At 60.2% G+C, this 17,102-nt stretch carries 19 protein-coding genes; 9 read left to right on the top strand and 10 right to left on the bottom strand.

Annotation, left to right across the window (positions count from 1 at the left end; all coding sequences use genetic code 11):
• Nucleotides 1-48 precede the first annotated feature (48 nt).
• Nucleotides 49-1,053: a hypothetical protein gene (locus ACQKRQ_RS28460; protein WP_427481005.1), complete on the top strand. Its 1,005-nt coding sequence runs from the start codon at nt 49-51 to the stop codon at nt 1,051-1,053.
• 85 nt (nt 1,054-1,138) lie between these two features.
• On the opposite strand, the gene ACQKRQ_RS28455 is transcribed toward ACQKRQ_RS28460, so the two are convergent.
• Complete coding sequence (locus tag ACQKRQ_RS28455) at nt 1,139-1,693, bottom strand: NADPH-dependent FMN reductase (protein ID WP_132383380.1); 555 nt, start codon at nt 1,691-1,693, stop codon at nt 1,139-1,141.
• Nucleotides 1,694-2,055: 362 nt separating this feature from the next.
• Here ACQKRQ_RS28455 and ACQKRQ_RS28450 point away from each other — a divergent pair, with 362 nt between their 5' ends.
• On the top strand, nt 2,056-2,262 hold the full coding sequence (locus tag ACQKRQ_RS28450) for a hypothetical protein (protein ID WP_408213628.1): 207 nt from the start codon (nt 2,056-2,058) through the stop codon (nt 2,260-2,262).
• A gap of 154 nt (nt 2,263-2,416) precedes the next feature.
• Here ACQKRQ_RS28450 and ACQKRQ_RS28445 read toward each other — a convergent pair whose 3' ends face one another.
• The 3 genes from ACQKRQ_RS28445 to ACQKRQ_RS28435 form a co-directional block, all read right to left on the bottom strand.
• On the bottom strand, nt 2,417-2,686 hold the full coding sequence (locus ACQKRQ_RS28445) for a DUF6723 family protein (RefSeq protein WP_243658573.1): 270 nt from the start codon (nt 2,684-2,686) through the stop codon (nt 2,417-2,419).
• Between the two features lie 11 nt (nt 2,687-2,697).
• Complete coding sequence (locus ACQKRQ_RS28440) at nt 2,698-2,982, bottom strand: hypothetical protein (protein WP_132383386.1); 285 nt, start codon at nt 2,980-2,982, stop codon at nt 2,698-2,700.
• Between the two features lie 573 nt (nt 2,983-3,555).
• The gene (locus ACQKRQ_RS28435) at nt 3,556-3,687 is read right to left on the bottom strand and encodes a hypothetical protein (RefSeq protein ID WP_279388651.1); all 132 of its coding nucleotides are present in this window, start codon (nt 3,685-3,687) and stop codon (nt 3,556-3,558) included.
• A 446-nt stretch (nt 3,688-4,133) separates the two neighbouring features.
• Between ACQKRQ_RS28435 and ACQKRQ_RS28430 the strand changes: the two genes are divergently transcribed.
• Both ACQKRQ_RS28430 and ACQKRQ_RS28425 read left to right on the top strand, forming a co-directional pair.
• Nucleotides 4,134-4,742 (top strand): RNA polymerase factor sigma-70, encoded by a 609-nt coding sequence (locus ACQKRQ_RS28430; RefSeq protein WP_132383983.1) that lies wholly within the window; start codon nt 4,134-4,136, stop codon nt 4,740-4,742.
• Nucleotides 4,729-4,932 carry a zf-HC2 domain-containing protein gene (locus ACQKRQ_RS28425; RefSeq protein ID WP_132383388.1) on the top strand — a complete coding sequence of 68 codons (204 nt, stop codon included), beginning with the start codon at nt 4,729-4,731 and terminating at the stop codon, nt 4,930-4,932. Before ACQKRQ_RS28430 ends, ACQKRQ_RS28425 begins: the two co-directional genes overlap by 14 nt.
• Before the next feature lie 55 nt (nt 4,933-4,987).
• On the opposite strand, the gene ACQKRQ_RS28420 is transcribed toward ACQKRQ_RS28425, so the two are convergent.
• Nucleotides 4,988-5,278, bottom strand: a complete 291-nt coding sequence (locus tag ACQKRQ_RS28420) for a DUF1272 domain-containing protein (protein WP_427481004.1) — start codon at nt 5,276-5,278, stop codon at nt 4,988-4,990.
• A 134-nt stretch (nt 5,279-5,412) separates the two neighbouring features.
• Nucleotides 5,413-6,789 carry a gluconate:H+ symporter gene (locus ACQKRQ_RS28415; RefSeq protein ID WP_427481003.1) on the bottom strand — a complete coding sequence of 459 codons (1,377 nt, stop codon included), beginning with the start codon at nt 6,787-6,789 and terminating at the stop codon, nt 5,413-5,415.
• 228 nt (nt 6,790-7,017) lie between these two features.
• Between ACQKRQ_RS28415 and ACQKRQ_RS28410 the strand changes: the two genes are divergently transcribed.
• A complete protein-coding gene (locus ACQKRQ_RS28410) occupies nt 7,018-8,004 on the top strand; it encodes a sulfonate ABC transporter substrate-binding protein (RefSeq protein WP_427481002.1) in 987 nt (328 codons plus the stop codon).
• Nucleotides 8,005-8,045: 41 nt separating this feature from the next.
• Here the strand turns inward: ACQKRQ_RS28410 and arsC are convergent, their stop codons facing one another.
• The gene (gene arsC, locus ACQKRQ_RS28405) at nt 8,046-8,405 is read right to left on the bottom strand and encodes an arsenate reductase (glutaredoxin) (RefSeq protein ID WP_427481001.1); all 360 of its coding nucleotides are present in this window, start codon (nt 8,403-8,405) and stop codon (nt 8,046-8,048) included.
• A 653-nt stretch (nt 8,406-9,058) separates the two neighbouring features.
• Here arsC and ACQKRQ_RS28400 point away from each other — a divergent pair.
• The 3 genes from ACQKRQ_RS28400 to ACQKRQ_RS28390 are packed head-to-tail and all read left to right on the top strand — an operon-like array spanning nt 9,059 to nt 11,193.
• Nucleotides 9,059-9,430: a hypothetical protein gene (locus tag ACQKRQ_RS28400; RefSeq protein ID WP_427481000.1), complete on the top strand. Its 372-nt coding sequence runs from the start codon at nt 9,059-9,061 to the stop codon at nt 9,428-9,430.
• Between the two features lie 16 nt (nt 9,431-9,446).
• Nucleotides 9,447-10,109 (top strand): ParA family partition ATPase, encoded by a 663-nt coding sequence (gene parA, locus ACQKRQ_RS28395; RefSeq protein ID WP_012428795.1) that lies wholly within the window; start codon nt 9,447-9,449, stop codon nt 10,107-10,109.
• Between the two features lie 25 nt (nt 10,110-10,134).
• Complete coding sequence (locus ACQKRQ_RS28390) at nt 10,135-11,193, top strand: ParB/RepB/Spo0J family partition protein (protein WP_427480999.1); 1,059 nt, start codon at nt 10,135-10,137, stop codon at nt 11,191-11,193.
• A gap of 62 nt (nt 11,194-11,255) precedes the next feature.
• Here ACQKRQ_RS28390 and ACQKRQ_RS28385 read toward each other — a convergent pair whose 3' ends face one another.
• On the bottom strand, nt 11,256-12,605 hold the full coding sequence (locus ACQKRQ_RS28385; RefSeq protein WP_040124205.1) for a replication initiation protein: 1,350 nt from the start codon (nt 12,603-12,605) through the stop codon (nt 11,256-11,258).
• Between the two features lie 966 nt (nt 12,606-13,571).
• Nucleotides 13,572-14,084: a hypothetical protein gene (locus tag ACQKRQ_RS28380; RefSeq protein WP_427480998.1), complete on the bottom strand. Its 513-nt coding sequence runs from the start codon at nt 14,082-14,084 to the stop codon at nt 13,572-13,574.
• A gap of 614 nt (nt 14,085-14,698) precedes the next feature.
• Between ACQKRQ_RS28380 and ACQKRQ_RS28375 the strand changes: the two genes are divergently transcribed.
• A complete protein-coding gene (locus ACQKRQ_RS28375; protein ID WP_427480997.1) occupies nt 14,699-15,904 on the top strand; it encodes a DNA-binding protein in 1,206 nt (401 codons plus the stop codon).
• 71 nt (nt 15,905-15,975) lie between these two features.
• On the opposite strand, the gene ACQKRQ_RS28370 is transcribed toward ACQKRQ_RS28375, so the two are convergent.
• Nucleotides 15,976-17,058: a tyrosine-type recombinase/integrase gene (locus ACQKRQ_RS28370; RefSeq protein ID WP_427480996.1), complete on the bottom strand. Its 1,083-nt coding sequence runs from the start codon at nt 17,056-17,058 to the stop codon at nt 15,976-15,978.
• Between the last annotated feature and the right edge of the window lie 44 nt (nt 17,059-17,102).

Below are 17,102 nucleotides of genomic sequence, written 5' to 3'. Positions count from 1 at the left end.
GCGTTGGCGCGTCGTCCGTCCTGCCTAAATATACGTCGGGAGACAGCCATGCGACACACCGTGATTGGTTTATTCGACACCTTTGCTCAAGCGGAAGCCGCGCGCGACACGCTCGTCCAGACCGGTTTTGGACGCGAGACGATCGAATTGCAGGCGAATCCGGAACCGTCGGTGGGTTCCGCAACCGACGAAGTCGCCAGTTCGGGCGTGCTGGCAAATATCGAGCGTTTCCTGTCGAGCCTGTTTGCAAGCGGTCCACGTGCGCCGGAAACCGCGCGCTACGCCGAGGCCGTACGCCGCGGCGCGGTGCTCGTGTGCGTCAACGCGGCGAGCGAAGCCCATGCGGACCTCGCTCGCAATACCTTGACGAGATTGGGCGCGACCGATATCGGCGAACGCTCGCCCGATTGGGACACGCCTGTGGAAGACTCCGGCCGCGAGCATTCCGTCCTCGATGAACTCGGCATCGGCGCTATGACGCCCCGTACGTCGAGCGTATCGACGCCAAGCGCGGCCGCGACTACGCGGCCTGCCACGATGGCTGATCCAGGGTACACCGTGCCGCCCGGCAGCACCGACGCCGAGCCGTTCGTGCCGCCGCCGCTCAGCGAGCGCCCGCTGACGGATCCGGTGAACGAACCGGTCAGGGACCCACTGGTCGGCGACGTAGGCCGTAGCGCGATCGCTGCGGGCTCGGTACCGGGTTCGGGCGCGATCATGCAGCCGTCCGAAGTCGTCCCCGAAGCGAGCCAGCCGACCGCCGGTTTAGGCGGCCAAATGCCGAACGAATATCTCGAGTACGAGGAAGACTTTCGCGCGCACTACGACGAGCAGTACGCCTCCGAAAACGCACGTTACGAAGACTATGTGCCGGCCTACCGCTATGGCGCGGAGATCGGTAAGGACATGCGGTATCGCGACCAGCCTTGGGACGACGTCGAACCGGAAGCACGACGTCATTGGGAAAGCACCTCGCCGGACAGCACCTGGGAGCGCTTCAAGCTGGCCGTGCGTCATGGCTGGGAGCGGGTGACAGGACATCATCACGTCTGAGCTTGAGCACTTCGTGGCGGCATTGCCGTGGAGGTCACGGCAATGCCGCCACGTTCAGTCGTCTGATGCGCTCGCGCCTTTCGCTTCAAGCAGCGGTCTGGTGCTTGACCCACGCGACGTAGCGGTCGACGAAAGTCTGCAGAAATTTGCGTGTACCGTCGCTCAGGATCTCGCCTTTTTCGTTGATGACCGCCGCATCGTGCTTGATGAACACCTCGGGTTGGCCGAGCGTCGGCACATCGAGATACGCCAGCACATTGCGCAGATGTTGTTGCGCCAACGCCGTGCCGGTCGCGCCAAGCGAGGTGCCGATCACGGCGCCGGGTTTGCCGGCCCATGAATTGGTGCCCCACGGGCGCGAACCCCAGTCGAGCGCGTTTTTCAGCACGCCGGGCATGGACCGGTTGTATTCGGGGGTGACGAACAGCAGGCCGTCCGCGGCTTCAATGCGCTGCTTCAAGTGCTTGCCGGCTTCGGGATAGTCGGCGTCGTAGTCCTGGCTGTAAAGCGGCAGCGAGCCGATGTCGATAAATTCGAAGGTGAAGTCGGACGGCGCCAGTGAAATCACGGCTTGCGCCAACTGCCGGTTGAACGACTCGCGGCGCAAGCTGCCGACGACGACTGCAATGTGATGGGCCATGATTCGCTTCCTTGTTGTGAGGCGCTCGGGGCGCAAAGGGTACGAACTGTCCATGATAGGCAATAGCTGCGCGCGCGGCGGCGACGGGCGGCAAAATACTGCCCCGCGACTATTGGGGCAGGTACGGCAGCGGTGCGCGGTGGATAACTCCGCATCCCACAAAGTTATCCACAGATTCACTGAATAACCTTGTGGATAACTGGTACTTTTGCCTTGTCAATCAAGCATGCTTTCGGTCTAGGACGTTTTGAGGCAAACAAGCGTTTGTTGCCTGTCCTGCTCAGCCGGAAATCCGCGCGACGGGCATAAATGACCGATGACGCGCGCCGCGTGGGCAAGTCTACTTGATGGAGGATCGAGCCATGAGTCCGAATTACGCAGGTAAATCCCACGACGAAGCAGTGGCTGCTCGCAAGAAGGAAAAGCAGCGGGCACAGGAACAGCCCGGCGGCGAGATGGCCGTCGACGGTACGGAAGCGGACGCCGCGCATAGCAGCGGCGAGTTGTCCGAACGCGGCAAGGAAGTGTGGCGCCGCGGTAGCGGGATGGATGGCGGCGGGAAGATTTAGTCGGCGGTAGCGCGGCGTGCCTACTGTCTTGCGCCGTCGCGCAGCGCTTGGCGTTCCGCGGTTCGCGACGGTGGCGCCTTACCAAGCCATGAAGGCGAGGCGTTGTGCCTTCCTGGCTTACGTCACGAATTAGTCTCGCTGCGTGTTCAGCGTGTCACTCCGGCACGGCAATGTCGCCATCCACCAATTGCCAGCCGTAGGTCTCGGCAAACAACTGGGCCGCATCGGCGTCTTCGAAAAAGGGCATGTCGGCGTGCCCCTGGAACGGGTAGATCACCCGCTCGTCGCTCAAGCGGATCACTTTCAGTGTCGGCACCGTGCCGCTCGAGGTACGGCGCGACGACGCCATCACCTGATAGTTCGCACGGCCCGTAAGTGCCGGAAGATTCGCGCCTTGCGAGCGCCTGGAAGCTTGACTTGCCATTGGCGCGCGCATCAGAGCCCAGCGATCGACTGGCCTGCAACCATGCCGTCGATGACCTGCTCGGCGTAGGTGGCTGAAGCAATGCGCGCGTCGCCGGCCGCGCCGAACGGTGAACGGCTCGGCACGCGAAACACTCTGCTGCTGGTCATGGTGTCGTCGGTGCCGCGCCGGCAGATTCGCACGGCGGCATCGAAGCCCGAATCGTAGTGGCGAACGCCATCGAGACCGCTCGGCTGGTGCGGATACACCAACGGATAGATCTCTAGACCCCGGTAGCTTCTGATCGTATTGCCCATGATGCTCGTCTCCGATGAAGGCTTTCGTGGAACGTGGCGTCGTTGTCGGGCGCAATGCCGGCCGGACCGCGGCGTACCAGCGAAACGTGATGTTGATCGACGATGTGCGTACAGGGCGGCCGCTTCAATCAAGCCGGGCCGACGACATCGCAGAGCTGTGTAGGAGGAAGGGACCCTGTTCGGTGCAGGGCGCTGTGATGCGAGGCGTTTGCGTCAGGGACTGCGCGCGATGCGCAGGAGAACTGCAAGCTGTTGACCCACTGTAACACGTTAGTAGGGTGAACATTGAACGCATTTGTGTGCCGGGCGCGAGTGTTGCTTCGGAGTGCCGGGTATTGTTTTCCGCTGCTGCGATGCGCAGCGTCTCCTGGACCGAGTTTCTATGGATTTTTTTGGCCGATGGCGTTCGCCGCGTTGATTCGGGCGTGTAACGGTGTTGCCCGGACGACCTCATGCCAGCATCAGGCAGCCAGTCTAATTCTCCGGTTCAAAAGCAAAAGGGCGCCAACATCGGCGCCCCTCTTTTCGTCTTCGAAAAACTTCCTCGTCGACGGGTCCGTGCCCGTCAGCTGATCAGTTGCCGAAGAATACGTTGCAATACGACGCCGGGCCGTTGCACTGCGACGGAGCGGCAGCCTGGGCTGCGCCGGAAGCGGCGGCAAACAGGGCGACGGAAGCGATCAGTGCGGAAAGAATGCGTTTCATGGTGCTGCTCCTCAGCGTTTGGTTCGCGATCTGGTGCGATCGATGGACTGAAGAATATCGACTGAGGATCCGCCGACAAACAGCGAAGTCAATAAGACTTTTTTTCAAATATTGAAATAATCCGGTAAGCCGCCTGGTGTAGCTTCGGGCACCAATTGGCGGTGGGTATTGCTTGCCCGGCGCTACGCCGCCAACATCAATCCCGAGCGATTTCACTTTTCGCAATAATCTATTGTCATTGTCATAACGGCCTGCACGGCGCGACTAAGCTCATCTGGTCATCGCTCATGGTCGGGCCTATGTTCAATACCGATTCGATTACGCAGGCGCTCGCGGGAGAATGGCGCACGAGCTCAGCCACAGTGCGAGGAAAATCACCCGCTCATGAATCACTACGATCCAAGAAAAAACGCGCGGCAGGCAGGATCGCGTCAATGGGGCAGTCCATGGCGCAAGTAGGCGGCACGGCGCTCGACGATCCGGTTTATCTGACGCAATTGCGGCGCGACCTGGTGCGTTTTGCCCGTCTGCAATTGCGCGACGCCGCCGCTGCGGAAGATGCCGTCCAGGAAGCGCTCGCCGCGGCATGGACGCAAGCCGATCGATTCGCCGCACAGTCGGAACACAAGACATGGGTGTTCGGCATCCTGCGGCACAAACTCGTCGACACCCTGCGTGCCCGGCGACGCACGATCAACCTGTCGGCGCTCGAATCCGAACTCGACGGTGAAGCCTTGCTCGATCGCGAGTTGTTCAAGGACAACGGCCATTGGTCGCGCGAAACGAAGCCGCGTCCCTGGCCGACGCCGGAAACCGCGCTGCGTCAGCAGCAGTTCTGGGCCCTGTTCGAGATGTGCCTCGAACACTTGCCGGAGCACATCGGACGCGTGTTCATGATGCGCGAATTCCTCGATCTCGATACCGAGGCGATTTGCGCCGAATTGCAGATGACCGCCAATCATTGCAGCGTGCTGATCTACCGTGCGCGGCTGCGCTTGCGCACTTGCCTGAGCGAAAAGGGCCTATCCAGCGAGGATGCGAATGGGGAAATGTAAGCACATCACGCGCTTGTTGTCCGACGCGCTCGACCGTTCGTTGACGACCGGCGAATGGGTCGCGATCCGGCTGCATCTGCCGACCTGCAGCGGCTGCCGCAACTATCGCAAACAGATCCGTCTGCTGCGCGTGGCGGCGCATACCGTCAGCGGAATCGCGACGCCGGGCGCGTTGAATAGCGACGATTGAAGCGCGCTGTGCGTCGTGCTTGGATGGCAGGGCATGCGTGGGCGTGCCGCTTGGTCTAGCGCTTGCCGGGCGGCGTGTTCTGGTAGTGCTCGAAGAAACGCGCATGCGACGCTTCGTCGATCGAAACGGGATGCGGTGTGGCGCCGGCCGGATGTTTCTCGAGCTGCGCGCGCGTGCGAATCGGCCGATGCTGGAAATTGCCGCCGCAGTTCGGACACACGTTGCGCAGCGTAGTGAGCGCACACACTTCGCAGAAGGTGCACTCGTACGTGCAGATCATGGCATCGGATGCGTTCGGCGGCAGTGACTTGCCGCATCCTTCGCAGGACGGTCTCAGTTCAAGCATGGTGACTCCGCGTTTTCAGGGAAGCGAGCTGCGGGACCGCTGCTCGCCTGCCAGGCAGTGTAAGTGGCGTCGGCCGTCCGGAATGGCCAGCCGCGCATCAATTCCTGCCAACGCCGCGAGAGCCTGGTGCGCGCTCACGTCAGCACGGTCCACAACACGAGCGTGAGCGCGAGGCCGACGACGGACACGATCGTCTGCAACACCGACCAGACCAGCACCGTCTGTTTCAGTTGCAGGCCGAAATACTCGCGGACCATCCAGAAGCCCGCATCGTTCACGTGGCAGAAAAAGACCGATCCCGCGCCGATGGCGAGCGCCATCAGCGAATTGTGCGTCGTGCTGAGACCGGCGACGACCGGCGCGACGATGCCTGCCGTCGTGGTGGTGGCAACCGTCGCCGAACCCGTCGCCTGGCGCAGCGCGACGGCGATCAGCCACGCCAGCAGAATCAGCGGCATGTGCGCGCCGACCGCGATCTTGCCGATGGTCGAGCTGATGCCCGCCACCACGAGCGCCTGCTTGAGACCGCCGCCGGCGCCGATGGTCAGCAGCAGCGCGGCGATGGGCGGCAAGCTCTTGCGCAGAATGCCGCCGACGCGCTCGCGCGCCATGCCCCGCGACCAACCCAGCGCCACCACGGCGAACAGCACGGTGAGGCCGAGCGCGACCAGCGGCTCACCCAGGAAATTCAACGTGTTGAACAGGAACGTTTCGGGCTGAAGCAGCAGCTTGGCGACGGTGCGCCCTAGCATCAACACGACGGGCAGCAGGATCGTGATGAGCGAGATCGCGAAACTCGGCGGCTCGCCAGTGTCTTCCTTGGCGCTGAAGAGCTTGCCCATTTCCTCCGGTTCGACCACGTGCATCCGCTTGGACAACCAGATGCCATACAGCGGACCCGCGAGAATCACCGCGGGAATCGCGACGATCAGACCGAGACCGAGCGTGAGGCCGAGATCGGCGTGCAATGCGCTCACCGCGATCAGCGGACCCGGGTGCGGTGGCAGGAGTGCGTGCAGCGTGGTCATGCCGGCCAGCGCAGGAATCGCAATGCGCAGGATCGGCTGCTGCGAACGGCGCGCCATCACGAAGATGATCGGCACCATCATCACGAGGCCGACTTCGAAGAAGAGCGGCAAGCCGATGATCAGCGCCACGACTGCCATCATCCACGGCAGCGTGCGAGGCGTGGAGTGTTTGAGGATGGTCGAGACGAGCCGGTCGGCGGCGCCGGATTCGGCCATGAGCGCACCGAGCATGGCGCCGAGCGCAATGATGATGCCGACGTCGCCGAGTAGCGCGCCGGCGCCTTTACTGAATGCGCTGGCGACAGCCTCGAGCGGTAGGCCGGCGGCGAAACCCGCGGCGAACGTGCCGACCAGAATCGACAGGAACGGCGCGAGTTTCAGCACGCTGATGAAAATGATGATCAGTGCGAGCCCGAGCACGCACGACAGAATGAGTTGGGTGTCGTGGGATGACCACGGCGCGAGTGTTGTCGTCAGATGCACGGTGTTCCTTTTTTGTCGAATGACGCAGCCGCGGCCGGGCGCGGATGACGAATTGTAGCGGCCGCTTCAGATTCGACGCAGTTACGCGGGCAGATTCGAAGGCCGCAGTGCTTCGTTCCGTCCGCGTGATTTGCTTATGCGAATTTATCGGTTCGTCCAGGCTTGCAGACGAATTATCGTCGGAGCCAATCGGTCCGTTTTGCGTCCGTCTTTTTTACGAGCCCTGTTATGTCACGTCATCCGCTGCTCACGCGCCGCGCGTTCATTGCCGGCGTGAGCGCAACGCTCGCTGCCGCCACGCTGCCCGTCATTTCCGCGTCCGCTTTTGCCGCCGAGGCGCACGCCAAGGAATTCCGCATCGGTTATCAGAAAGCCGCCAATACGCTCGTGTTGCTGAAGGCGCACGGTACGCTCGAAAAACGGCTCGCGCCGCTGGGCATCACCGTCAAATGGACCGAGTTTCCTGCGGGGCCGCAGTTGCTGGAAGGACTGAATGTCGGCGCCATCGACTTCGGCTATGTCGGCGAGGCGCCGCCCGTGTTCGCGCAGGCCGCCGGCGCGAACTTCGTCTACGTCGCCTATGAGATCCCGACGCCGCATGCCGAAGGCATCCTCGTGCATCAGGATGCGCCGATCAAAACGCTGGCCGATCTGAAGGGCAAGAAAATCGCCTTCAACAAAGGCTCGGATGTTCACTGGTTTCTGGTCGCCGCGCTGCAGAAAAGCGGCGTGAAGTACAGCGAGATTCAGCCGGTCTATCTGGCGCCCGCCGATGCGCGCGCCGCCTTCGAACGCGGCGCGATCGATGCGTGGGCGATCTGGGATCCGTTCCTCGAAGCGGCGAAGCGGCAGTCGAATGCGCGCTTGCTCGCGGATGCCGACGGCATTGTGAGCCATCACCAGTTCTTCCTGAGCGCGCGACAGTTCGCGCAACAGAACGCCGATGTGCTCGCGATCACGATGGACGAAGTGGGCAAAGAAGGCGCGTGGGTGCGGGAGCATTACAGCGAGGCTGCCGCGCAACTCGCGCCGATTCAGGGGCTCGACGCCGGCGTGATCGAAGCGGGCTTGCGGCACTATGCGCACGTGTATAGACCTGTCGATGCCAATGTGCTCGCGGAACAGCAACGTATCGCCGATACCTTCAGCGAGTTGCGCATCATTCCGACGAAGATCGTTACCAAGGATGCGGCGTTGCCCGGCAGCAAAGTCTAGTCTGCAGGCGTAGCTTTGATTTGCTGGCCTTGCTACGCCATTCAGGCGAACAGTGCGGCGACGTTTTCCGGCGGGCGGCCGATTACCGCTCGCCCGTTTCGCACGACGATCGGCCGTTGCAGAAGGATCGGATGTTTCTCCAATGCTTCGTATAACTGAGAGTCGGTCAAGGAGGTGTCGGCGAGTTGCAGTTCCTTGTATTCGGCTTCGTTGTCACGAATCATCTCGCGGACTGTGCAGCCTAGTTGCGCGTTCAGTCGCTTGAGCTGTTCGACCGTGAGCGGATGCTTCAGGTACTCGACGATTTCTGTCGCTTCGTTTGCGCTGTTGTAGGTGGTGGTGATTAGCTCGCATGCGGCGCGTGATTTTGAGCAACGGGGGTTGTGGTAGATCGTGATCATGGGTTTTGGGGTGGTGTGGGTGGTTGCGGGATGCTTGTGCATGGCCCACGTTGGATGGGATTTTAGCGGGTGGGGAGAAGGCGGAGCGAGGCGGTGCTGTAGAGATTTTTGAATTGGCGAGGTCGCGAGATAAGCAGGCAGTGGATGTGGCTTCGGAGAGGAAAGGCGAGACATGACCGTAATCGCGTGACGTGCGTGATGGTCACGTTCGGCTAGGCTTTCGCGTGAAGAGGTATTTTTCTGTTCGCTTTACTTCCGAGTTCATTGCGTCTGCGAAATGGTATCGGGCGCGGCGGCCATGCTAGGTCTTTGTGGATTACCTCCCCTGCGGCGCGTGAATGCGATTTGGCGAGTTCCGAACGCCATACGATCCATGAACTCCCGGCTAGTGCGACTTGCGGGGAAGTGGCTCGGCTAAAAGGAGCTAAGTGGTGAACGGCGCCCCCCTGTTTGTCATTGCTCAATTTCGCAGTTTATGCGCATAAACTGTCCTACCGACTTTTCGCAATAGTCGGATTTCTCAAGCGGCGCAGCCGCCAATCTACGCATGCTGTGCACAAGCGTCCTCCGTGCTCGTGGGTTTAGCTGGTGCCTACGCTACTCGGGTACTCGTGTAGATCGTTGCTCCGATCATCGTGTCAACGCATTGAACTGTGGCCGACTCTCTCTGGCAAATCACGGTTACGGCAGAGCCCGCCGCCGGGCTTTATGCGCATAAATCTCGCGGCCAGTTCCGGCGACCTATCACGGGTTCATCGGCAGCGCATGTCACGTTGCCGACAACGCTCGCGTTGATGGATACAGCGATCCGGACACGGCGCGAGCGCAATCGAATTGGCGCCATGCAGGCCAAACCTGTCAGCCGGCACATCGCCCCAGCACCCTCTCTCAACCTCATCAGCGCCTCCATCACCGCGCCTCCATCCTTTATGCGCATAAACCTATCCGAACGGCTAATCCTTCTCGTGTTTACACAAAAACGATTGAAATACAAATTCATCCAGGTAAAATCCATTTGCGTCTAAAAAGAGGAGGTGAAGATTGGCAGCTGAAATCATCGCGGTAACTCAGCAGAAGGGCGGGGTCGGGAAGAGCACAATCGCGATGCACCTCGGCGCTGCATTCCATGAGAAAGGCAAACGCGTCCTCGTGGTAGACGCAGACGGTCAAAACACGCTGATCCACTGGGCCAGTGCATCATCAGACGGCGACACCGGTATCCCCTTTCCAGTCGTCAACCTCTCCGAAGCAGGCAGCCAGATCCATCGCGAGATCAAGAAGTTCGTGTCTGACTACGACATCATCGTCGTCGACTGCCCGCCGTCTATCACCGAGAAAGTCTCCGGCGTCGTCCTTCTCGCTGCGAGCGTCGCGGTGATCCCGACATCGTCATCGCCCGCCGACTACTGGTCGAGTATCGGACTGGTGAAGCTTGTCCAGCAGGCTCAGGTCATGAACGAAGACCTCCGTGCCGTCTTCCTGCTCAATAAGACCGAAGAGAAACGGATGCTGACGCGCGAACTGAAGCGTGCGTTGGAAGAGCTCGGGTTCCCGCTGCTCAAAACACAGATCCCGACTCGCGAGGCCTACAAGCAGGCTATGGCGTTAGGGCAAACAGTGCTTCAGATGAATGATCGCGGCGCCAAGCTGGCCGCCATCGAAGTACGGGCATGCGCGAATGAGATCGCCGCCTTGCTACCGTGAAATTTATGCGCATAAAGGACCCTGAATGAAACCCTCCCAATTCGCCAAAGGCTTTCAGGCACGTCCTGATTCGACCAGCAGCGAAAAGCGAACCGCGCTCGATCGCCTGAACGCCATCGACGGACTGGTCAAGAATGACCCGAAGAATAGCGAGGCGGCGGGGCGTACCCTCGCGTCCGTCATGACATCGCAGAGCGTTGCCGAAGTCGACGCTGTTGACACAGCCAATGAATCGGCGGCCTACCGCACCTGGCGCAACGAGCACGGCTACCGGCCAGGCCAGGTCATCGAGCTGGCGCTTAAGACGATCAAGCCGAGCCCGTTCAATCCGCGGCACTTCTATCTGAAGTCGTCGATTGCCGAACTCGCTGTCAATCTGGCAAAGCAGGGGCAGCAGCAGGCGATTCACGTCATCCCGGATTACGACAATCCCGGCACCTACTACGTCAGCGATGGCGGACGACGCGTGCGGGCCCTGAAAGAAGCAAACAAGGAAACAGTGAAGGCGATCGTCATCGATCTGCCGATCGGTATCCAGAGCTACAAGCTCGGTTACGACCTCAACGTCCAGCGCGATTCGCAGACGGTGTTCGACAACGCGGTCGTATGGAAACGCTTTCTCGACGACCGCCATTTCCAGAGTCAGAAGGAACTCGCCGAACACCTCGGGCTAGACGAGTCGACCGTTGCAGTTGCCTTGTCGATTGCCAAATTGCCTGAGGTCGTCATGCACGAGATGGTCGCGCGACCAGACCGCTTCGGCTCGAACATGGCGTATCAGGTTGGGCGTTATCACACTGCCCGCGGCGCCGATGCAACGCTGCGTCTGATCAACAAGATCCTCTCGGACGATCTGAGTACGCGGCAAGTCGCCGACATCGTCAAGGGAAGGGCGAGCGCTCAGGAAAGCACCAAACCGGCGGGCCGGCAACGCTATGCGCAACGTCTGGAAATCAAACTCGACGGTGTGTCGGTCGGCGATCTCAAATCGTACGGGGATGATCGAATCGAACTGCGTCTGAAGGGGCTCACGCGTGAAAAGCGCGACGACATCCTTCGCCAGATTGAAAAGATGTTGAAGTAAGAAAGACTAGTACGGAGATGGGGCACGCGGCAGCCAGGAGCCGCGCCCCGCTCGCTAGATGATTATGCCGCGCGCGATTGGCTCAGCGTGAAGGCTAGCAGGTCACCGTCAGTCGGCTCGCCCCAGGTCTTGCGAGCCAGCCAATCGAAGAATGCCGTTTCGACAATCTTCGAATCCAGCCCTCGGCGGCGCCAGTCGTCGCGCATGTGCGTGCCGAGTCCCGGCAATTCATCTTCTTCAAACGACTGCCGCGCGATCTCCCGCTCGGACTCACCTTGTTCGTCGTACAACTCGCGCGCTTCCTTGCGGCGATACGCCGAGTACTCGCCGAGCAGACGCGCCTTGAGGTCGTCGGCCGGCGCAGCAACCGCAGCCTTGCCGCCACCACTCGACGGCAACGCTTCGACCGGCGGCGCGTAACCTTTTTTCAATGCGTCCTTGAACAACGCGGGCGCACTGCGCACCGGCGGCAACGACGTGCTGCGCATGCGTTGCTCGGTCATCTGCAGCGCGGCGCGAATGCGATTTTCTTCGCTGTCGGCGTAGAGCGTTTGCGCTTCTTTCAGCGGGATGCCGATCTTCACCATCCGGTCGACCAGCGTACTGTCGAACACGTTCGGGTGTTCGTCGAGCGCGAGCATCGGCTGCTTGCGTTCGGTCACGCGAAACTGGATCTCGGCGACCCGGCGTCCTTCCCGGTGCTCGATCAGTTCGACGAAGATGTTCGTAACGGCGTTGACCTCGGCGATGGCCGGGCGCAAGTAATCACGTTTGAAGTATTTGTACTCGCGCTTCGCTTCATCGCCCGCTTCCGTGTCCGGCGTGCCGGAGAGGATAGGGCGCCACCACTCCCACGTCTCGCGCATCGTCAGATGGCTCGGGTTGGTCAGGTAGCGCACGCAAATCTCGTACAGCGCGAGACCCGCGCTACTGCGCAACTGGCTCTGGAACTGGAGACTCAAGCGGGCATACTGAACCGGATCAAGCAGTTTCTTCTTGATCTTCGGCGCGAACGAGAATTCCACCCAGACGCGGCGGGTGGTGGGGTCTTCGAGAATTTCCGCGTCGGCAATCAGCGTGGAAATACCCCATTTCCGCCCCGGCTTCTGACTGGACGTGCCGGTGCTCCATTCGACCTGCACCGACACCATGCGCCGCAAGTGCTCCTTGACGAGCGCGGTGTCGTTGGAATCAAACGCGGAGTTCGCGACGATATCGGACAGCAAGGCCCGATATGTGTCGCCGGATTCGTCCGCTTGCTGGGCCACGGCGAGGAGCACGTTGAACAGTTTGCGGGTAAGGAGCGTGATTTTGCCGCTTTTAGGCTGAATCGCGATCGCCTCGACGGCTTTGCGCAATTCGGCCGAGCTCGGGCTGACTACGTCGGTCTTCTTCGCGCGCTTCGTGGCCATGCGTCTGGTCGAGGAGGGATTTGGCGAGAGCATACCGGCTGCGGTGATACGCGTCTATAGCGTGCATCTCACCGTTGCGGGTGAAGCGAGTTTACGAGGCGCGACTCACCTCGAGCAACTCCCGAAAACCCTCACCTCAGCCGTTTCGCGCCAGGTTCGGGCCATCCTTGCAGGTCGCGGGCCTGGCAAATTCGGACCATTTCCGCAGCGGGCGCGAACCGGCGCCATCTGATCCCGAATGTTCTCACCTCAAAAAAATTTCGAGAATTTTGACGGGTCGCCCGCCGACCCGGTGCACTTGCGGTCTACGAAGTCGGTGAACAAGCTTCGAGCAATATTTGGCCAGCAGGGGAGGGCTGCCGGCGCAAAGCGTGCGACGCTGGCAAGCCAAGCGGTCGAATCGACGCCGCCTTAACAAGCAACGCCTCCGCATGCGTGCTCCGCTGTGCGAAGAGCGCGCCGAGCACCGCTACAAGCCTGTCGCCGGCCTTCTTGACCCGCCCTGCACGCAGCTCTGCCCATGCATTCACGCGATGCAGCAGCCCCACGCGGGATCTCTCCGCAGGCGTCGCAAGCTTTCCAACCGTGCACCCGGCCCAGATCGGCACCGCCTGAGCTTCGTGCATTGATGCCTCTGCCACTTGTGCAACCGTTATAGGTAGTGGGCGACCAAGACGCCCTGACTCGCTGGGCTCGGATCAACACTCTCGAAGCCCCCGAAAAAGCTCACCTTAATGCTAGCGGCATGCTTGGAACGACGCGGCCTTCAGGCGTATTGAACTCCCAAAGCACGGAAAAACGGTCCCGAAAAACCTCACCTTAGGGCTATCTGAGGGTCTCCAACCACCTAAAAAAAGAGCCCCCGAAAAACCTCACCTTTGCGAAATCAATCAAAAATACTCAATGATTTCATAGCTTTATAGATTTCACTTTAGCCGCGTCATCTGTGAACGCTCCCGTAAAACCTCACCTCAAAGCCGATTTCGGTGAATTCCCGTATTTTTGATCGCGGCCGTCGCCGTCCTGAAAAATCTCACCTTTCGATTTCAGCGACCGTAAAACGCAAACGACTTCGGCAGCGTCAGTAGGGCTTTTCCGGGCGATGGAAGCCATTTTGGTCCTGTATTTCCTCACCTTAACGATCGCCGAGCACCCAAACGACTCCTGAAAAACCTCACCTTTGATCCAAACCAGGTGCATTTCACGGACGGCGCGTGCCACAGAACCCGACCTCCCGAATTTCCTCACCGTTGGCAGGCAGCGATCGGCCAACTCATCGCCGTCGACTTTGGATTCAGCCCGAAAAGCAGCCTCGCTCCCGAAAACTCTCACCTTAGGCACCGGAATGCACAGAAATAAGGCAAAAATGCCACCCCTTCCCCGTAAAATCTCACCTTCGGTTCGCGTTTTCTCCCGACTTGACTCACCAATGGGGTTAACGAGCTCAAAATAAGGCCGAAATTGGGCGGACGAATCCATCCCGAAAGCGCTCACCTTCGCCCTGGTCGACTTTCGAACAGACTTTCGAGCGCCGCCGGGCGATCCACGTCATTCAGGTCCTGCAAAATCTCACCTTTGGTCACACCGCACTTTTGGGGTGGCTCCTGAACCCGCTCACGTTCTGTCCCGGACCCGCTCACCGAGGCCCCCGAACCTCATCACTCGACATTCCCGCAAGACCTCACCACCTCTCCCGCAAAGCTTCACCTTACCGGGCTGGAACCCTTGCCAGATAAGGCTTTGCCATGGCGTTAACGTTTTTAACATGGGTTCAAAGGTGTTTACTTTTATTACTCTCTAGCATTTCCCCGCGCGTCCCTCGGACAAAGCCTTCCAACCCAAGTAGCCATGATGAAGCGCTCGTGAAACAGTGCACGATCGCTCTAAAATCTTTAAAAGCTCTTTCTTTACAAGACCTTATTGGCTATTCTTCGTTTTGTTTCACGGAAAAAATCAGCTAGCGCAAATCCGCCGACTCACTTCTAGCAACAAAACACGCCTTTACTCGAATCCATGTCCCAACCCAACAAATGCGTAGCAAACAGTACGTAAATTGTTATGATTCATCCAATTCGAGCGACATCGAGGTATACATGAATCTGGATCAGGAACGGCAATCCATTCGAAACGAGCTTGAAGCTCTGCGAGCCAATGGGGCACGGCGACAAGAACTTTCGCTGCATGCATGCAAGCGACTGTTTTTCGATCTGGGAATCCGGCCCTCCATGGCCACCGTTCGTGATCTGACCCAGACCGGCAGCGCGAGCGACATTCCTAAGGACATCGACCACTTCTGGGAGCGCATCCGAAGTGTGTCGCGCGTGAAAGTTGGCGCCGGCGCTATTCCGAAAGCACTCGAAGACCGTGCCGGCGAATTGCTGGGCGTACTTTTCGAAGAAGCCGTCGCTCATGCACGCACAACGCTCGACGACGAGCGCGAGGAAATTCGCGCGCAGATCACCGCCGCCGACCAGCGCGCTCGAGAAGCGGAAATTCGTCAGCAAGCATCGGAAGACGCGATCAAGCGCAGCGAATTGCGAGCGGAGGCCGCCTGGGAACGTGTTCGCGCGCTCGAAACCGAGTTGTCGAGCACAACCACACACGGCAATGCTCACCAGGAGGGTTTACAGGCAACGGTGCGCCGACTCGATCACGAAAATGAAGCGCTTCGTCAACGGCTCGACACCGAACTCGCGACCAATGCAACGCTCCGGGACCGGATCGACGCATTGCACGTCGAATTGCGCCAAAGCACTGAACACTATGCGCAGCAGATCAAAGACGCCGTCGCCGAAGCCGAGCGGCGCGTCAAACCGATGCTGGTCGAGCTCGACTCCTTGCGCAGCATGGCGGGCACTTATCAGTCCGGGGTGCGCGACGCGAGCCGCAAAGAGTTTGAGTTTATTCAGCAAATCGCCGCGGCCAAGGCGCGCGGCGACCGGCTCGACGCTCAGTTGCGCGAGCAATCCGACGAAGTAGACTCGCTCACGAAAGAGGTCGCCGTCCTGCGCGGTCAGCAAGGTATCGATCCGGCGATCGCGAGTCTGCTCTGCTCGCTGGTCGAAGCTGGCCGGCTGACGGGTGACGAATTAAGGGCGATCGGCACCGCGGCGGATGGTCATGTCGCCCTGCCGCTGCGGTGCCCAAAATGTGAGGAAGGTGAGCCGGAACTGTCGCAAGTGGATCACCGCTTCGAACTGCAATGTCCGGAGTGCGATCACTCGTCGGGTCTCGGCAAATCAAGGCTGGAGGCGGTTAGCCGGTTTCTGTCGAGCGACCCGATTGCGGCGTCGGCGTGACGTTTGACGCGGTGCAATAGCGGACAAATTGCCAAAGGTGAGGAAATTCGGGACTCGAAAGGTGAGGAGTTTCAGGACTCGGCGTCTCCCCTTTTCCTTGTCAAACGCCCGTCACGCCTAGGTGCTGGCAGCGGCGGAACGGCCGGATCCGGCACCTCTGCGGCAGGAGAATCCTGCTGATCCATCCAGTTTTGCCACGCGCGATACAGACGGTTCGCCGACACCGCCTGCACGAACCCCAGCCACTGCCCGACCAGTTCCGCCTCGACCCCGCTCTCGAACAGATCGGCCGCAAAGGTGTTGCGCAATGTTTGCGGACTGGCTCGCGACGCCCGCGACTCGGCGATCCCGGCACCGTCGATCAAGGCGTCGACCGCGCGCAGCATGGTGGCTTTATGCATCGGACGTCCGGAAGGCGATGCGGGAAAAACCAGATTACCCGCCAATTCCGATAGACGCCGTTCGGCGAGCCACGCGTCGAGAATCGCGGCGGCGAAAGGTGCGAGCCGGGTGCGCCGCGTCAGCATCGGATTGGCCGACTCGATTGTTACCCAAGGCGATCCCACATTGACGCAACTAACCGTAAGCGAAGCAGCCTCGCCCGTTTTCAATCCGCCGCCTAAAAACACGGCGATCAAAGCGCGGTCGCGCCGCTCCCGCCAACGTTGCGCCGCAGACAAATCCGGCAACGGCGAAAACAGATGCGCGATCAATGCGGTTCGTTCGGCGTGGTTGAGAAAGCCGGTCGGCTCGTTATCGCGCGCGTTTCGCCACGCTGCTTCGCCATCCTGAGCAATGAAGCGCGCCGGATTGGTCGAAGCGGATTCGATTTCGCGCACATGATCGAGCACTCGCTCGATCAGCCGCAAATACCGTACACGTTGAGTCTTTTTGACGTCGAGTCCGGTGACGAATTCGGCAATCGTGTGAGCTTCGACCGTGACCAGACTCTTTTGACGCGCGCTCAGCCAATCGAGAAAAAGCCCCCACTGTGCCTGGTAGACTTCAGCGGAAGAACGGCGGAAATGTTGTTTGGCTAGCCATGCGTCGAACGCGATTTGCGGGTCGCGGCGCCAGTCTTCACGTTGCTGATCGAAGAGATCCGTGGACGGCGCTGGACGCGGGACCGGGTCGGTCAGGTGAGGAGGTGACATGGGTTATTCTTCCGTTAGTTGCACCCATTGTAGGTGGCAACGGA

The sequence above is a fragment of the Paraburkholderia sp. NPDC080076 genome, from assembly GCF_050281145.1.
In the GTDB taxonomy this organism is placed as follows: domain Bacteria; phylum Pseudomonadota; class Gammaproteobacteria; order Burkholderiales; family Burkholderiaceae; genus Paraburkholderia.
Note: the sequence above shows the minus strand (reverse complement) of the source record. Positions and strands in the feature narration are given on the sequence as shown.

Coding starts and splice junctions, on each gene's coding strand:
- ACQKRQ_RS28460 (WP_427481005.1), top strand. CDS start 49: ATGCGACACACCGTGATTGGTTTATTCGACACCTTTGCTCAAGCGGAA.
- ACQKRQ_RS28455 (WP_132383380.1), bottom strand. CDS start 1,693: ATGGCCCATCACATTGCAGTCGTCGTCGGCAGCTTGCGCCGCGAGTCG.
- ACQKRQ_RS28450 (WP_408213628.1), top strand. CDS start 2,056: ATGAGTCCGAATTACGCAGGTAAATCCCACGACGAAGCAGTGGCTGCT.
- ACQKRQ_RS28445 (WP_243658573.1), bottom strand. CDS start 2,686: ATGGCAAGTCAAGCTTCCAGGCGCTCGCAAGGCGCGAATCTTCCGGCA.
- ACQKRQ_RS28440 (WP_132383386.1), bottom strand. CDS start 2,982: ATGGGCAATACGATCAGAAGCTACCGGGGTCTAGAGATCTATCCGTTG.
- ACQKRQ_RS28435 (WP_279388651.1), bottom strand. CDS start 3,687: ATGAAACGCATTCTTTCCGCACTGATCGCTTCCGTCGCCCTGTTTGCC.
- ACQKRQ_RS28430 (WP_132383983.1), top strand. CDS start 4,134: ATGGCGCAAGTAGGCGGCACGGCGCTCGACGATCCGGTTTATCTGACG.
- ACQKRQ_RS28425 (WP_132383388.1), top strand. CDS start 4,729: ATGGGGAAATGTAAGCACATCACGCGCTTGTTGTCCGACGCGCTCGAC.
- ACQKRQ_RS28420 (WP_427481004.1), bottom strand. CDS start 5,278: ATGCTTGAACTGAGACCGTCCTGCGAAGGATGCGGCAAGTCACTGCCG.
- ACQKRQ_RS28410 (WP_427481002.1), top strand. CDS start 7,018: ATGTCACGTCATCCGCTGCTCACGCGCCGCGCGTTCATTGCCGGCGTG.
- arsC (WP_427481001.1), bottom strand. CDS start 8,405: ATGATCACGATCTACCACAACCCCCGTTGCTCAAAATCACGCGCCGCA.
- ACQKRQ_RS28390 (WP_427480999.1), top strand. CDS start 10,135: ATGAAACCCTCCCAATTCGCCAAAGGCTTTCAGGCACGTCCTGATTCG.
- ACQKRQ_RS28385 (WP_040124205.1), bottom strand. CDS start 12,605: ATGGCCACGAAGCGCGCGAAGAAGACCGACGTAGTCAGCCCGAGCTCG.
- ACQKRQ_RS28380 (WP_427480998.1), bottom strand. CDS start 14,084: ATGGATTCGTCCGCCCAATTTCGGCCTTATTTTGAGCTCGTTAACCCC.
- ACQKRQ_RS28375 (WP_427480997.1), top strand. CDS start 14,699: ATGAATCTGGATCAGGAACGGCAATCCATTCGAAACGAGCTTGAAGCT.
- ACQKRQ_RS28370 (WP_427480996.1), bottom strand. CDS start 17,058: ATGTCACCTCCTCACCTGACCGACCCGGTCCCGCGTCCAGCGCCGTCC.